The sequence below is a fragment of the Brevundimonas sp. genome (assembly GCF_013912065.1).
Taxonomy (GTDB): Bacteria; Pseudomonadota; Alphaproteobacteria; order Caulobacterales; family Caulobacteraceae; genus Brevundimonas.
The window spans coordinates 239,025-254,391 of record NZ_JACESA010000001.1 but is presented as its reverse complement, the minus strand read 5'-3'; the positions used below and the strand labels follow the sequence as shown (position 1 = coordinate 254,391).

Here is a 15,367-nt window from a genome sequence, read left to right as displayed (position 1 = left end):
ACGGACGCTTGCGCGTCGCGGACGGGCGGGCTATGTCGCCGCCTCCGCAAGGCAAGGATGCGTAGCTCAGCGGGAGAGCACCTCGTTCACACCGAGGGGGTCACAGGTTCAATCCCTGTCGCATCCACCATCTTCCTGTCCCCATGGGACCGCGTCGCCGCTCGCAGCCGCCGATGGAAACGCCGATGCCCCAGGTCAATGACACGGTCCATATCCGCTTCTCGCTGAGAGGTCTGGGCGGACCCTTCTGGCAGACCAACGCCACCGTGGCCTCGGTCAGCCAGGGTGTGGCCCTGCTGGACGGGCTGGATCGCCAGGTTCCGGCCTCGGTGACGGAGCTGAAGCGCGCCGGGCCGAACCGCTGGACCCTGGATTGGGAAGTCCGAGGCCGGCCCTGAGCTGCAGCCTTAGACGTCGGGCACGTCGCGACCGGGCGGTACATTGACGCCCATGGACTTCAGATAGGTCTTGATGTTGCGGGCCGCCTGACGGATCCGCTGCTCGTTCTCGACCAGGGCGATGCGGACGAAGCCTTCGCCGTTCTCGCCGTAGCCGACGCCCGCCGCGACAGCGACCTTGGCATGGGTCAACAGTTGCTTGGAGAACTCCAGACTGCCGAGATGGGCCAGGGCCGGGGGCAGGGGCGCCCAGGCGAACATCGAGGCGGCGGGCTTGGGGATGTCCCAGCCGGCGCGGCCGAAACTGTCGACCAGGACGTCGCGCCGACGGTGATACAGAGCCCGGTTCTGGTCGACGATGTCCTGCGGTCCGTTCAGGGCGGCGACGGCCGCCGCCTGGATCGGCGTATAGGCGCCGTAGTCGAGGTAGGATTTCACCCGCGCCATGGCCGCGATCAGCTTGGGATTGCCGACGGCGAAGCCGATCCGCCAGCCGGCCATGCTGTAGGTCTTGCTCAGCGAGGTGAACTCGACCGCCACGTCCTTGGCGCCCGGCACCTGCAGGATCGAGACCGTCGGCTTACCGTCGTAATAGAGTTCCGAATAGGCGAGGTCGCTGATGATCCACAGGTCGTTGGCCTTGGCGAAGGCGACGACCCGTTCATAGAAGGCCAGGTCCACCGTTTCCGCCGTCGGGTTGGACGGATAGTTCATCACCAGCACCTTGGGGCGCGGCACCGTATAGGCCATGGCCCGGTCGAGGCTCTCGAAATAGCGCTCGTCCGGCGTCGTCGGCACGCTGCGAATCGCGGCCCCGGCGATGATGAAGCCGAAGGTATGGATCGGATAGGAGGGATTGGGCGCCAGGACCACGTCGCCGGGTTCGGTGATGGCGGTCGCCAGGCTGGCCAGGCCTTCCTTGGAGCCCATGGTGACGATCACCTCGGTCTCGGGGTCCAGATCGACGCCGAAACGACGAGCGTAATAATTGGCCTGGGCGCGGCGCAGGCCGGGAATGCCCTTGGACGCCGAATAGCCGTGGGCGTCGGGCTTGCGCGCCACTTCGCACAGCTTGTCGATGACGTGCGGCGGCGGCGGAAGGTCGGGATTGCCCATGCCCAGGTCGATGACGTCCTCGCCGGCGGCGCGGGCGGTGGCGCGCATGGCGTTGGTCTCCGCGATCACATACGGAGGCAGGCGTTTCATGCGGTAGAATTCTTCGGACATCTCGAACTTCGCGGGGCAGTGAGGCTGACAGGGGCCGCCAGCGATGCCACCGATAGAAGCGCCGCGATACAGAAAGATCGTATCTTTCCGGCTTTCTCACGCCAAAAACATGTGGGCGACCGCCGCCGCCGCCGCTCATGGCGCATGAACCGTGCGGTCGGCAGGTCAGGCTGCCGGAAGCCTCAGGGCGCGAAGGATCGCGGTTCGCGAGCGGCCATGAGGTCGGACCCGCGAGGGCCGGCCGCCGGTCCAGGCCGTCGCCGCACATGGTCGGACAGGCGACGGATCTGATCTTCCATCACGCCGTCGCGATCCATCAGCTGGCGGACCATGGGATCGGCCAGCATCTCGTCCAGGGTCAGATCATAGGGCGTCATGTCGTGCCTCCGGCTCGTGGCGTCCTCCCCCTCGCTCAAGGAGATGGGGAGGCGGACAGTCGTCGCCAGTGCCCCGAAAGCCCTGTCGCCGAAAATTCACGCCGACCCGTGCTCCCAGGGGTTTTTCGCCAGCGTTCCGCGCGCGGAACGATTTGGCGATTGCGTCGCCGTCGAGGGATCGCCACTTTCAGGCTCGAACCCTTATCAGACGAGGACGCCCATGGCCCGCAAGCCCAACTACAGTTTTGAACGTCAGGAACGCGAGCGCGCGGCGGCCATCAAGGCGGCGGAAAAGGCGGCCGCCAAGGCGGAGCGCAAGGCCGACACCGCGACCGAAAAGGCGCCGCCCGCCGAGGACTGAGCCTCTGCGGCAATATCCGTTCGTGTTTTCGTTGTTTGAGCGGCCGCAAAGTCCTATTCTTGCGCCATGACACGCTGGACCCCCGAAAGCTGGAGAACCAAGACCGCCCTGCACATGCCGGCGGACTATCCGGATCCCAAGGCCCTCGCCCTCGTCGAGGACGAACTTCGCGCCCTGCCGCCGCTCGTTTTCGCGGGCGAGGCCCGGCGCCTGACCGACCGCCTGTCGATGGTGGAGCGGGGCGACGCCTTCCTGCTCCAGGGCGGCGACTGCGCCGAGAGCTTTAAGGAGTTCTCGACCGACAATATCCGCGACACCTTCCGCCTGATCCTTCAGATGGCGGTCGTCTTGACCTTCGCCGGGCGCAAGCCGGTCGTGAAGGTGGGACGGATCGCAGGCCAGTTCGCCAAGCCGCGCTCGTCGCCGCTGGAAGAGATCGGCGGAGTCGAACTGCCCAGCTATCGCGGCGACATCATCAACGGGATGGGGTTCACACCCGAAGAGCGCGTGCCCGATCCGCAGCGGCTGATCCGGGCGTATAACCAGTCGGCCTCGACGCTGAACCTGCTGCGCGCCTTCGCCGGCGGCGGCTATGCCGACCTCTATAATATCCACCGCTGGACCCTGGGCTTCGCGGGCGACAACGCCGCCGGGGCCCAGTACCGCGAGCTGGCCGACAAGATCACCGAGGCCCTGGCCTTCATGGAGGCCGTGGGCGTCACGCCCGAGACCCATCCGGACCTGAGCCGGGTCGAGGTCTTCACCAGCCACGAAGCCCTGCTGTTGAACGTCGAGAGCGCCTTGACGCGGCTGGACGGCGGTTCGGGCGAATGGTTCGACACCTCGGCCCATATGCTGTGGATCGGCGAGCGCACCCGTCAGCTGGACGGCGCCCACGTCGAGTTCATGAAGGGGATCAAGAACCCTATCGGCGTGAAATGCGGACCGACGATGACGGCGGACGACCTTCTGCCGCTGATCGACGCCCTGAACCCGGATAATGTCTCGGGCCGGCTGACCCTGATCGGCCGCTTCGGCCACGACAAGGTCGGCGAGCGCCTGCCCAAGCTCATGCGTGAAGTGAAGGCCTCGGGCCGCAAGGTCATCTGGTCGATCGACCCGATGCACGGCAACACGCTGAAGGCTGGCAACGGCTACAAGACCCGGCCGTTCGACCGGATCCTCGGCGAGGTACGGACATTTATTGATGTTGCGGAGGCCGAGGGGGTCCACCCCGGCGGCGTCCACTTGGAGATGACCGGCCAGAACGTCACCGAATGCATCGGCGGCGCCCAGGCTGTTACCGAGGACGACCTGTCCAACCGCTATCACACCCACTGCGATCCGCGCCTGAACGCCGACCAGGCGCTGGAACTGGCCTTCCTGGTCGCCGAGCGGCTGAAGGCCGGTCGCGTGGCCCAGGCCGCGGCCGCCTGAATCGAGCGACAGCCGCCTGACTTCCGTCAGGCGGCTGTTTCGGCCCGTTCGTAAAGCGCGGCGATGCGGGCGATGGCCTTTTCCGCTTCCAGGCGGTCGGGCGTCTCGTCGGTCTCGCCATATCCGAACATGTCGCCGCCGATGTTCTGGACGCCCACACCGTCCGGTCGGGAGACCACGCCCATGCCCTTGTAATAGAGGCCGTAGCGGACCTCCGGCTGAGGCGGCAGCCAGGTCATCTGGCCACGCACGGGAACGATGGTTTCGTCGCCGAACAGGGCGCGGGCGCCGTATCCCGTACAGTTGACGATCACCGGTTCGGACAGGGTCGTCAGGTCCGCCGGGGTGTTGAAGGTGCGGGTCTCGATCCGGCCGCCCTCCGCGATGAAGTCCGCCATCAGCCTGTGGCCCAGTTCGGCGATGTTGAACTGCATGGCCACGCCCTGACGCACGAAGCGACCCGCAAAGGGATGTTGGCTCGGCGCGAGTTCGTGAGAGCGGGGGACGATGTCGTGCAGGCGGTCGCCATATTCAGCGAAGCGGATGGCGGCCGGCGCCGAGGCAGCGGCAGCGGCTGGGGCCGGTCTCGGTCCGCCGTCGCTGATAATATATCGGTCCAGGAAGGCCACGGGTTCAGCGGGCTGTCCGACATAGGTCTGGTGCATGGCCCAGGACGCGCGGGCCATCCGTTCCCACAGGGCGGGAAAGGCGGCGTCAATCCGGTCGGCGTCGGCGATGCGAGAATCCGGCGTCCACAGGCCGGTGGCGCGGGCCGAGCGGGTCTGGGGCAGGCGTTCGGCGGCATAGACGATCACCTTGGCGCCGGCCCGCTGCAACAGGGTGGCGGAGGTCAGGCCGAGGGCGCCGCAGCCGATCACCGCGACCTCGGCCGTGCCGCCCTGCATCGCCATCTCCCGGACGATCTCGGCAGAACCCCAGGACAAGGACCAGCCGCTGCCGCCGTGGCCATAGTTGTGAACCACCCGCTTGTCGCCGATCCGCTCCACCTCGATGCGCGGCCCAGCGGCACGGAAGGGACGCAGGCAGACGGTGATGCGGGTGATCAGGTCCGCTCGCATCCTGAGGGGCGCCAGGGGCGGAACGACGAAACGCGGCGACGCGGGAAGAACTGGGGAGGCCGCGCCGGTGACGCACCCGGCGAGACTGCTGGCGCCGAGGCCTCCGAGGCCGGCCAGGATGGTTCGGCGACTGGTCTGCATGGCGTGTGTCATGGTCGATTTCCGCTCGGTTGCGCCTCATGGCCTTGATAGAGTGATCGTCCGAGCTTGTCCCGAGGGCGCGGGCGCCGCAAAGGCAATGACTTATGGCCGCGAAGGGGCCACGGCGTCCGGCTCAAGTCCCCGGCTACGCCCAGCAGGATCGACGATGACCGAGACCGACATGCTCCGCCCGAACGATACGCCCGCCAACTCCCGCGTGGCGTTTCAGGGTGCGTTGGGCGCATTCAGCCATGAAGCCTGCATGGCGCTGCGTCCCTGGGACCAGGCCGTGCCGTACGAAACCTTCGCCGAGGCCTTGGGCGCGCTGACGAGCGGGGCGTGCGACATGGCTCTGATCCCTGTGGAAAACTCCAGCATCGGCGTGGTGGAGCCCGCGGCGACCCTGGTGCGCGATTCGGGGCTGAAGGTCCTTGCCGATGTCTGGCGGCCCATCCGCCACGCCCTGATGGGGATCGAGGGCGCCCGAATGGCGGATATCCGCACGGTCGAAAGCCACCCGATCGCCCTGGCCCAGTGCGCCGGCACGCTGAAGAGCATGCATCTTACGATCATCGAGCATTTCGACACGGCGGGCGCCGCGCGCGATGTGGCGGAGGCGGGCGATCCCAGCCGAGCCGCCATCGCTCCGGTTGGCGCGGCCGAGGTCTATGGCCTGTCGATCCTGCGCAACGATTTGCAGGATTCCAGCGACAACCGGACCCGTTTTGTCCTTTTGGCCGCCGCCGAGGGTTGACGGCGCACGGTCTTTGCGTGCTTTAAGGCCGCACGGATCGCAAACGATCCGCATAACCGGACCCGGACCCATGTTCCGCCAGCGCGTTCTTTCTGTTTCTCTCGACCGTTCGCGCGCGGTGTCCGGCCTCTATTTCGGCTATGGCTTCTACGGCTTTCGATACGCCGGCTGAGGCGTCGGGCGCACTCCGTCCCTGACTGTCTCGCCGGCGACCGCTCTGGATCAGAGCGGCTGTCCGCCCCTGCATATCGAAATCCCCCCATGCCGAAAGCCGAACTCCATGACCAATTCCAGCATCCAGCAAGTGTGGCCTGACGTGGCCGCCTTGACCCCCGAACAACAGGCCCTGGCCGCCCTGCGCGCCGAGATCGACTCCATCGACGACCAGATCCTGGCCCTGTTCGAACAACGGCTGGCCGTCGCCGCCACCGTCGGCCGCGCCAAGGACGCGCCCAGCGGTCCACACACCAAGTTGCGCCCGGACCGCGAACAGACCGTGCTGTCGCGCATGCTGTCGAAGGCCCAGCCCGAGAACGCCGAAGCGGTCGAGCATCTGTGGCGCGAGATCGTCGGCTGGGGCCTGGCGCGCCAGGGCCGGCTTCAGGTCCAGGTCTGGGCGCCGATCGAACCCACCCGCGCCTATGATGGCGCGCGCCTGCGTTTCGGGGCGGCCGCCGACATCAAGATGGTCCGCGATCCTCAGAAGGCCCTGGCCTTCGCCGCGGAGGGCCACGGGATCGCCGTTCTGGCCATCAATACCGAGGACGCCTGGTGGATGGGCCTGCGACGCGAATGGTCGATGCTGAGCGTGTTCGACGGCTATGGCGGTGAGACGCCGACCTCGCTGGCGGTGGGCAAGATCGATCCGCCGGCCCTGCCGAAGGGTCGCCGGGTGGTGGTCACCGCGGGCGGAGACGCCGGCGACGGCGGCGGGGCGCGTCGCTGGGGCCTGAACACCCATCATGGCTGGACCATCGCCCTGACGGAGGCCGAATTGGCACCGGGCGAAGCGGAAGGCTGCGTCGGCGCGATCGGCTGATCGCGCCGACTTCGTTCAGGAGGCGTGGGCTTTCTGGGCCTTGGTCAATTCGATCATCCCCTGTGCGGCGCCCATCTCCGGCACGATCTCGTTCGAGCGGTCGGAGATGGCGTCGAACCGGGCGGCCACCTGTTCCGGGGCGTCAGCGCCGGTGATGTGAACGCCTTCGGTCAAGGTCACATAGGCGCGCTCGAACCCGCCGGCGCCGGCCGCGAGGATGCAGCGGCTGGGGGCGTTCTGGCTCAGCAGGTACAGCAGGCCCGGCGTCACCAGTTCCGGCCCCAGGGCCTCCAACGGCAAGGCGGCGCCGAGGTCCTCGGTCATCCGGGTGTGGGCGGTAGGCGCCAGGCAGTTGACGCGGATGTCGTTCTTGGCCCCCTCGATCGACAGGCTCTGCATCAGGCCGACCAGAGCCATCTTGGCGGCGCCATAGTTCGATTGGCCAAAATTGCCGTACAGGCCGGACGAAGAAGTGGTCATGACGATCCGGCCGTAGTTCTGGGCCCGCATGATCTCCCACACCGCCTTGGTGCAGTGGACCGCCCCCATCAGGTGGACGTCGAGGACGAAGCGGAAGTCTTCCAGCTCCATCTTGGCGAAGGTGCGGTCGCGCAGGACGCCGGCGTTGTTCACCAGCAGGTCGACCCGGCCCCATCGGGCCATGGCGGCGTCGACCATGGCCTGGACGGCGGCGAAGTCGGTGACGGAGGCGGCGTTGGCCATGGCCTCGCCCCCGGCGGCCTCGATCTCGGCGACCACGGCCTCGGCCGCGGTGGCCGATCCGCCCGAACCGTCTCGCGCGCCGCCCAGGTCGTTGACCACCACCTTGGCTCCGCGCGCCGCCAGGGCCAGGGCGTGTTCCCGTCCCAGACCGCCGCCCGCGCCAGTCACGATGGCCACCTGGCCGTCAAACCTGATCGTCATCTCGTCTTCTCCGCCCAAGAAATTATCGCCCGACCATCGGCCGGCGTCTTGCACGGGTTTTGGCCTCGCTTTGATCGACGTACAAGCCTGAAGGCCCGGTCGTTCAGCCTGCGCGGTTCTTGACCAGATCGTCGACGACCGACGGATCGGCCAGGGTGGAGGTGTCGCCCAGCGAACCGATCTCGTTCTCGGCGATCTTGCGCAGGATGCGGCGCATGATCTTGCCCGAACGGGTCTTGGGCAGGCCCGGCGCCCACTGGATCACGTCGGGGGCGGCGATGGGGCCGATCTCGCGCCGGACATGGACGCCCAAGGCCTTGCGCAGGTCCTCGGTCGCCTCGACCCCCTTGTTCAGGGTGACATAGGCGTAGATGCCCTGGCCCTTGATGTCGTGGGGATAGCCGACCACGGCCGCCTCGGCGACATCGTCGTGCAGCACCAGGGCGCTCTCGATCTCGGCCGTGCCCATCCGGTGGCCTGAGACATTGATGACGTCGTCGACCCGGCCGGTGATCCAGTAATAGCCGTCCTCGTCGCGACGGCAGCCGTCGCCGGTGAAATAGCGTCCGGGATAGGTCGAGAAATAGGTCTCGAAGAAACGTTGGTCGTCGCCATAGACGGTGCGCATCTGGCCCGGCCAGCTGTCGGTGATGCACAGATTGCCGGAGACGGCGCCGGTCAGTTCATTGCCTTCAGCATCGACGATCTGAAGCTCCACGCCGGGCAGGGGCAGGGTGGCCGAACCGGGCTTCAGGTCAGTGGCGCCGGGCAGGGGGGTGATCAGATGGCCGCCCGTCTCGGTCTGCCACCAGGTGTCGACGATGGGGCAGCGGCCGTCGCCGATCACCTCGTGATACCAGCGCCAGGCCTCGGGATTGATCGGCTCACCGACCGTGCCGAGCAGGCGAAGGGATTTCCGCGACGTGGCCTTCACCGGGCCGTCGCCTTCGCGCATCAGGGCGCGCAGTGCCGTGGGCGCGGTGTAGAAGACCTCGACCTTGTGCTTGTCCACCACCTGCCAGAACCGGCTGGCGTCGGGATAGTTGGGCACGCCCTCGAACATCAGGGTGGTGGCGGCGTTCGCCAGAGGTCCATAGACCAGATAGGAATGGCCCGTGACCCAGCCCACGTCGGCGGTGCACCAGAAGACCTCGCCGGGGCGATAGTCGAACGTCAGCTCGTGCGTCCAGGCGGCCCAGAACAGATAGCCGCCCGTGGTGTGCAGCACGCCCTTCGGTTTTCCTGTGGAACCTGAAGTGTAGAGGATAAACAATGGATCTTCCGCATTCATCGGCTCGGGCGGACAGTCAGTGGAGGCCTTGGCGGCCTCGGCGGCGTAGTCCACGTCGCGGCCCTCCACCATCGGCACCTCGGCGCCGGTGCGGCGGATGACCAGGACGGTGTCGACCTTCACCTTCTCCAGGGCCGCATCGACATTCGCCTTCAGCGGCACGACCTTGCCGCCGCGCACGCCCTCGTCGGCGGTGATGACCAGAGTGGAGCCGCAGTCCTCGATCCGGCCGCACAGGCTGTCGGGCGAGAAGCCGCCGAAGACGACCGAATGGACCGCCCCGATGCGGGCGCAGGCCAGCATGGCGTAGGCCGCCTCGGGGATCATCGGCATATAGATGGTGATCCGATCACCTTTTTTGGCGCCGTGGGCTTTCAGCACATTGGCCATGCGGCAGACTTCATCATGCAGCCGGCCGTAGGTGATATGCTGACTGTCCGCCGGATCGTCGCCTTCCCAGATGATCGCCGTCTCGTCCTTCCGATGCGGCAGGTGGCGGTCGATACAGTTGGCGGCGACGTTCAGGACGCCGTCCTCGAACCAGCGGATGCGGAAATCTTCCTTCCTGAAGGAGACGTCCTTGATCCGGGTCGGGGCCTTGATCCAGTCGAGGCGTTTGGCCTGTTCGGACCAGAAGGCGTCGGGCGTCTCGCGCGCCGCGATCCGTGCCGTCTCATAGGCTCGCCGGTCCATATGGGCCTTGGCGGCGAAGTCTGCAGGGACGGGGTAGATATCGGAATCGGGCACGCGAGACGTCTCCAGCATCATCAGAATCCGTATTTGGCGAACAGGATCAGTCGGGTCATGTCGCCGCTCGCGCCGGACTCGATTTCGCGATCGGCAAACATCAGCTCAGCGCCCACATCAAACGCCTTAACGGGCGACCAGATCAAGTTGGCGTGGATGCTCTGGGCCGAGCGGTTGACCGCCAGACCCGTGATGGATGTGTCGTTGTCGACGTTCTGGGCTGACCAGATCAGGCTGGACCGCCAGCCGGGCGACCAGACATGCCGGTAGGCGGCGAAGCCGGCGACTACGCCGATCGCATCCAGTTCACCCGAGGCGTCCAGCACGGCGTCGTTGGAGAAGTTCAGCCCGACATAGCGGCCGATTCCTTCGCCCCCGGTCACCATCAGGCGGATATCGTCCTTCGACCCGACCTTGATCTTGGTCGATGCGGACAGGCCCCAGCCGGTGGTGGTGGAATCGATGTCGGTCGCCGGGTTTTGATACTTCAGCTGACGCAGCAGGCCGGCGAACTGCACGTCGCCCCAGGGCTTAGTCACGGCGTAGCGGGCGGTGAAGTCGGGCAGGCTGCTGTCATCGGCGATGATCCGCGCACCGCCGTTGAAGGGCGTGACCGTGGTTTCGGGGTTTTCGACCGAGAGCGAGAATGGGCCGCGCGTATAACGAACCTGGACCTGACGAGCGAAGACCGTGCCCTCGGCCGCGCCGATGAAGTCGGCGGATTCGGGCAGGACTGCGGTGTTCTGGAAGTTGGTCCACTCCTGGCCGATCAGCCAGTTGTCGATGGTGACGAAGGCGCGGCGCAAGGCCGGATTGGCCGGGCTGGTGGTGCGCTGGTCCGCCGTTCCGGGCAGGGTCTGGAAGTCCATTTCCAGTCGCGACGAGACCTTGTGGCCGCTGATCAGGCCGTCCGTCGTCAGCCAGAACCGGGTCTGGCGGGCATTGAAGTCGGTCGCCGTGTCCTCGTCGGCGCCGCCGATCGGGATGGAGCCGGGGATATGGAATTCGCGCAGGGCGTCGCCGTTGACGGGATCGCCGTCGGAGTAGTTCGAGGCGGAGGCGTCGACCTTGACGAAGCCGCCGAACTTCACCGTGAGGTCGCCCATGCGGAAGCCGTCGCTGGGTGCGGCGGGCGCCGCGGCCTGCTGGACGGGAGCGGCGGGGCGCGTCTCCAGTCTGATGATGTCCTGTTGCTGCGCCGCCTGCTGGGTGCGGGCGGCGACGACTTCGGATTTGAGCGCGTTCAGCTCGGCTTCAAGCTGGGCGATTCTGGCTTCGAGGGCGGCCTGGGCGTCTTGGGCCAGGGCGGCGCCGGGGGCGAAAAGCATGGCCGCGGCCGCGCATCCTGCCACCAGGCTGGATTTGATCATCATGGTTCCTCCCGCGCCCGTCTCGTGCAGGCGTCCTGTTGAACCTTTTCCTCTAGCCCGGTAGGCGGCCATTAGCCATTGGTCTAGTTTCGACCAAAGTCGAACCGCGCCATGCTGATGCAGACGCGGCCGAAAAGCATGCCGCGCAAGGGAAGGAAGCCCCATGGATCGTATCGTCCTCGCTGACGATCACCCGTTATTTCGCGCCGCGCTGAGGTCCGCCGTCGACAGGTCGGCGCCGGGCTCCGAGGTCGAGGAATGCGCCAGCCTGGCCGAGGCGCGCGCCGCTCTTGTTCAGGCGGGAGCGCCGGTCGATCTGCTGCTGTTGGACCTCAAACTCTCGGACAGCGAGGGCATGGCGGGGCTCGCCGCCATTCGCGCCGAACATCCGGCCGTGCCCGTCGCCGTCGTGTCGGCAAGCGAGGAGCCGTCGGTCGTGCGCCACGCCCTGGGCCTGGGCGCTGCCGGATTCATTCCCAAGTCGACCGCCCTGCCGCAGATGGTGGAGGCCATAACCGCCATCCTGGCGGGCGACGGCTGGGCGCCGGAGATCCCGGACGTCGAAGACGACGATCTGCCGGCTCGGGTGGCCAGTCTGACGCCGTCGCAACTGCGCATCCTCGAAGGGCTCAAGGCTGGTCGGCTGAACAAGCAGATCGCCTTCGACCTGGGCGTGTCCGAGGCCACCATCAAGGCGCATCTGACCAGCGTCTTCCGCAAACTCGGGGTCCATAACCGGACCCAGGCGGTGATCCTGGCGAAACAGATGGATCCGGTGAACTGACCCGTCTCCTCCCCGCGAAGCGGGGAGGAGACGGTTTGTATGGCTAACCTGACAGGAAGGCTTTCAACGCCGCAGGCTTGATCGGTTTGGGCAGCAGCACCGCTCCAGCCGCAGTCGCCTGGTCGTTGAGACCGTCCCGCGTATCGGCGGTGACAAGGGCGATACGGCGCACGCCCCTGGGTCGCAGCCAGTCGATGACGGCGAACCCGTCCGGCCCGTCGCCGAGATGAAGGTCGATCACGGCCGCATCGAACGGTCCGGACGCGGCCATGGCGGCCTCGACGCCGGACACCAGCGTCGGGCGCGCGCCCCAGCGGGTCAGCAGGGCGTCGAGCGCGTCCAGAATGACCGGCTCATTGTCCACGCAGAGGATACGCAGTCCGGCGAGAGGCAGGCGGACGTCGTGTATCGGCGCGCTCTCGACCGCCTCGACGGGCCGGCTGCGCGGCACGGTGATACGAAAGATCGTGCCGCGCCCGACGCGAGAGTTCAGCTCGAGCGGGTGGTCCAGCAAACTGGACAGGCGCCGCACGATGGCCAGACCCAGGCCGGCGCCGGGCTCGTCGACCGGAGCGCCGGGAAGGCGGACGAATTCGCCGAAGACCATGTCCTGATCCGCGTCGGGGATGCCACGTCCGGTGTCGCATACCAGCAGCCGCGCCGTATCCCCCTGCCGCCGCGCTCCGACCAGCACCCGACCGGAATCCGTGTACCGGATCGCGTTGGCGATCAGGTTCTGCAGCATGGACCGCAGCAGATCTCGGTCGGACGAGACCCAGAGCCCGCTTGGAACAAGGGTCAGCTCAAGTCCCTTGGCCTTGGCGACCGGCGCATATTCCCGTCTCAGTTCGTCGAACAATCCGTCGAGCGACAGGCGGGTCACGGCCGCCTTGACCCCTCCGGCTTCCAGCTTGGACAGATTCAGCAGGGCGGTCAGCAGCCGGTGTGCGCTGTCGATGGCGCGGTCGGCGTTGACGGCCAGGATACGGCTGGTCGGCTCGGCACCCGGACCGGAAACGGCCGGCTCTTCCTTCAGGGCGGCGATGAACAGCCGGGCGGCGTGCAACGGTTGCAACAGGTCGTGGCTGGCGGCGGCGAGGAAGCGGGTCTTGGAGGCCGTGGCGTCCTCCGCCACCCGCCGGGCTTCTTCCAGACGCGCCGTGCGGTCTGCGACCCGCGCCTCCAGTCTTTCGTTCGCTTCTTCCAACTGACGCGCGGCCCGGCGCAGGGCGGTGATGTCGGTGTAGCTTGTCGCATAGCCGCCGCCGGGGATGGGGGCGCCGGATGATCGCAGCACCCGGCCGTCCGGCTGGAGCCGTTCGTGATCGTGGGGGATGCGACGGCTGAGGGCCTCCAGACGGCGCTCGACCCAAGCCTCGATATCGTCGGGGCTTTCGCCCCGTTCGGCGTTCAGTCGATAGATGTTGGCGATCGGCAGACCGACATGGACGAAGCTGACGGGCAGATCAAACATCGATACATAGCGGCGATTCCAGGCTGTTACGCGCAAATCTTCGTCCACCACGATCACACCCTGATCGATATTGTCGAGGGTGGTCTGCAGCAGCTCGCGATTGAACTGCACCACCTGGGACGCCTCGTCGAGCATCCGCACGACATCCTCCGGCGCTCGTCCGCCGCCGGCCAGGGCGGCCGCGATGACCCGACGAGCCGATGCAGCGCCGATGGCGCCGGCCAGCATGCGTTCCGCCGCCCGCGCCAGGGCGGCGTCGGCCGGATCGGTGTCTTTCAGCCGGGTGTCGGTCTCTTTCGCCCAGGCGTTGAAGGCCCGCTCGACGCGTTCGTCGCCGATGAACCGGGCCGCCAGGGCGCGCAGGTCGCCGACGGAAGCGCCGGAGGGCGTCGGCTTGGTGTCCAGCCAGTCGGGGCCCAGGCGATCGACGAAGGCGCGGGCCTGGACCCTGTCGATCAGCCGCGGCTGGGTGAAGCGCGACACGCCGACATAGGCGGCGAGATTAAGCCCCAGACTGACGAAAACACCCAGGGGCAACGGGTCCTTCACCCCCAACATCGCATGCGGATGCCATGGCGCGTCGGGCGCCAACTGGGGCAGGGCCAGCATGATGATCCAGACCCCGATCCCGACCGTCATTCCCGCCAGGGCGCCATGGGCGTGGCCGCCGCGCCAGAGCACGGCGCCGAACAGGGCGGGCGCCAGTTGGGCCATGGCGGCGAAGGAGACCAGTCCCATGGCCGCCAATCCCCGCGACTGGTCGGTCGCCTGATAATAGACCCAGGCCATCAACAGGACGGCGACGATGGCGCCCCGTCGCACCTGAAGAATGATACCGGCCATGTCCGAGGCGTCGCCGCGCGTGCGCCAGCGGTCGCGCGCCAGAAAGGGCAGGATCAGGCTGTTGGACACCATGGCGGACAGGGCCACGGCCTCGACGATGACCATGGCGGTCGCGGCGGAGAAGCCGCCGACGAAGACGATGGCGGTCAGCAGGGATTCGCCGCGCCCGAACGGCAGCGCCAATACCAGCAGGTCCGGGTTCGCCGCCGGGGCGAACAGGGCGCCCGCCGCCACCAGCGGCAGGACCGCCAGGCTGGTCAGGACCAGATAGAGCGGAAAAATCCAGCGCGCCCGCTTCACATGGTTTGGTTCGGCGCCCTCGACGAAGGCCACGTGAAATTGGCGTGGCAGGCAGAAGATGGCCAGGGTCGAAATCAGGGTGATGGCGGTGAACCGGGGCGTCATTTCGGGCGGCGAGGCGAGGGCGCCCATCCCTTCGACGATCCGGGACGGCGACCCGTCATGCAGCAGGATGACCAGAGCGAAGACAGCCACCAGCAGCAGGGCGCCCAGCTTGACCAGGGACTCCAGCCCAATGGCCTGGATCAGGCCGCGATTATGCTCGGTCAGATCCGGACGACGGGCGCCGAAAAGGATGGCGAATCCGGCCAGAACCCCGGCCAGGGCCAGGACCGTCAGCCCCTCCGACCCGGCGACGGGCGTTCCAGCCGTCAGCAGAGCGCCGGCCATCGACAGGGACTTCAGCTGCAGCGCGATATAGGGCAGGGAGCCCATGATGGCGACGACCGTCACCGCTGCGCCCAGGGTCTGGCTTTTGCCGTACCGCGAGGCGACGAAGTCCGCCATCGACCCCACGTTTTCGCGTCGGGCGGCGGCGGCGATCCGGCGCCACAGTGGAAACAACGCCGTCAGGCCGATGATCGGCCCGATATAGATCGGCAGATACTCCCAGCCGTCCCGCGCAGCCGTCCCGACCGCGCCGTAATAGGTCCAGGAGGTGCAGTAGATGGCCAGCGACAGGGCATAGACCGACGGCCCCAGCCCCCGTCCCCTCGCGCGCGCCTCGGGTCGTTCCTGCTGCCAGGCGACGGCGAACAGGATCGCCATATAGCCGGCCACTAGGCCGAGGATCAGCAGGCTGAACATGGGCTTATCTGAGC

At 67.2% G+C, this 15,367-nt stretch carries 13 protein-coding genes and 1 tRNA gene; 7 read left to right on the top strand and 7 right to left on the bottom strand.

The window, feature by feature from the left end; all coding sequences use genetic code 11:
* The first annotated feature begins 55 nt into the window (after positions 1-55).
* Positions 56-130 (top strand) — tRNA-Val (locus tag H2037_RS01230).
* A gap of 55 nt (positions 131-185) precedes the next feature.
* Positions 186-398, top strand: coding sequence for a hypothetical protein (locus tag H2037_RS01225; protein ID WP_292116606.1), 213 nt, complete (start codon positions 186-188; stop codon positions 396-398).
* Positions 399-407: 9 nt separating this feature from the next.
* On the opposite strand, the gene H2037_RS01220 is transcribed toward H2037_RS01225, so the two are convergent.
* Together H2037_RS01220 and H2037_RS01215 are read right to left on the bottom strand one after the other, a co-directional pair.
* The gene (locus tag H2037_RS01220) at positions 408-1,625 is read right to left on the bottom strand and encodes an LL-diaminopimelate aminotransferase (RefSeq protein ID WP_292116603.1); all 1,218 of its coding nucleotides are present in this window, start codon (positions 1,623-1,625) and stop codon (positions 408-410) included.
* A gap of 182 nt (positions 1,626-1,807) precedes the next feature.
* Positions 1,808-2,002: a hypothetical protein gene (locus H2037_RS01215; protein WP_292116600.1), complete on the bottom strand. Its 195-nt coding sequence runs from the start codon at positions 2,000-2,002 to the stop codon at positions 1,808-1,810.
* Between the two features lie 220 nt (positions 2,003-2,222).
* On the opposite strand from H2037_RS01215, the gene H2037_RS01210 reads away from it, so the two are divergent.
* Together H2037_RS01210 and H2037_RS01205 are read left to right on the top strand one after the other, a co-directional pair.
* On the top strand, positions 2,223-2,363 hold the full coding sequence (locus tag H2037_RS01210; RefSeq protein ID WP_292116598.1) for a hypothetical protein: 141 nt from the start codon (positions 2,223-2,225) through the stop codon (positions 2,361-2,363).
* A gap of 66 nt (positions 2,364-2,429) precedes the next feature.
* Positions 2,430-3,800: a class II 3-deoxy-7-phosphoheptulonate synthase gene (locus tag H2037_RS01205; protein WP_292116595.1), complete on the top strand. Its 1,371-nt coding sequence runs from the start codon at positions 2,430-2,432 to the stop codon at positions 3,798-3,800.
* Positions 3,801-3,826: 26 nt separating this feature from the next.
* Here H2037_RS01205 and H2037_RS01200 read toward each other — a convergent pair whose 3' ends face one another.
* Positions 3,827-5,032, bottom strand: a complete 1,206-nt coding sequence (locus H2037_RS01200) for an FAD-dependent oxidoreductase (protein ID WP_292116592.1) — start codon at positions 5,030-5,032, stop codon at positions 3,827-3,829.
* A 154-nt stretch (positions 5,033-5,186) separates the two neighbouring features.
* Here H2037_RS01200 and H2037_RS01195 point away from each other — a divergent pair, with 154 nt between their 5' ends.
* Positions 5,187-5,774 carry a prephenate dehydratase domain-containing protein gene (locus H2037_RS01195; RefSeq protein WP_292116589.1) on the top strand — a complete coding sequence of 196 codons (588 nt, stop codon included), beginning with the start codon at positions 5,187-5,189 and terminating at the stop codon, positions 5,772-5,774.
* Positions 5,775-6,054: 280 nt separating this feature from the next.
* Positions 6,055-6,813: a chorismate mutase gene (locus H2037_RS01190; protein ID WP_292116586.1), complete on the top strand. Its 759-nt coding sequence runs from the start codon at positions 6,055-6,057 to the stop codon at positions 6,811-6,813.
* Positions 6,814-6,828: 15 nt separating this feature from the next.
* On the opposite strand, the gene H2037_RS01185 is transcribed toward H2037_RS01190, so the two are convergent.
* The 3 genes from H2037_RS01185 to H2037_RS01175 all read right to left on the bottom strand — a co-directional run bounded on the left by H2037_RS01185 (position 6,829) and on the right by H2037_RS01175 (position 11,148).
* Complete coding sequence (locus H2037_RS01185) at positions 6,829-7,737, bottom strand: SDR family NAD(P)-dependent oxidoreductase (protein ID WP_292116583.1); 909 nt, start codon at positions 7,735-7,737, stop codon at positions 6,829-6,831.
* Between the two features lie 103 nt (positions 7,738-7,840).
* Entirely contained in the window at positions 7,841-9,793 is a 1,953-nt protein-coding gene (gene acs / locus H2037_RS01180) for an acetate--CoA ligase (protein ID WP_292116966.1), read from the bottom strand.
* Between the two features lie 2 nt (positions 9,794-9,795).
* Positions 9,796-11,148, bottom strand: a complete 1,353-nt coding sequence (locus H2037_RS01175; RefSeq protein ID WP_292116580.1) for a DcaP family trimeric outer membrane transporter — start codon at positions 11,146-11,148, stop codon at positions 9,796-9,798.
* 160 nt (positions 11,149-11,308) lie between these two features.
* On the opposite strand from H2037_RS01175, the gene H2037_RS01170 reads away from it, so the two are divergent.
* Positions 11,309-11,929 carry a response regulator transcription factor gene (locus H2037_RS01170; protein WP_292116577.1) on the top strand — a complete coding sequence of 207 codons (621 nt, stop codon included), beginning with the start codon at positions 11,309-11,311 and terminating at the stop codon, positions 11,927-11,929.
* A 43-nt stretch (positions 11,930-11,972) separates the two neighbouring features.
* Here H2037_RS01170 and H2037_RS01165 read toward each other — a convergent pair whose 3' ends face one another.
* On the bottom strand, positions 11,973-15,353 hold the full coding sequence (locus tag H2037_RS01165) for a PAS-domain containing protein (protein ID WP_292116574.1): 3,381 nt from the start codon (positions 15,351-15,353) through the stop codon (positions 11,973-11,975).
* Positions 15,354-15,367 lie beyond the last annotated feature (14 nt).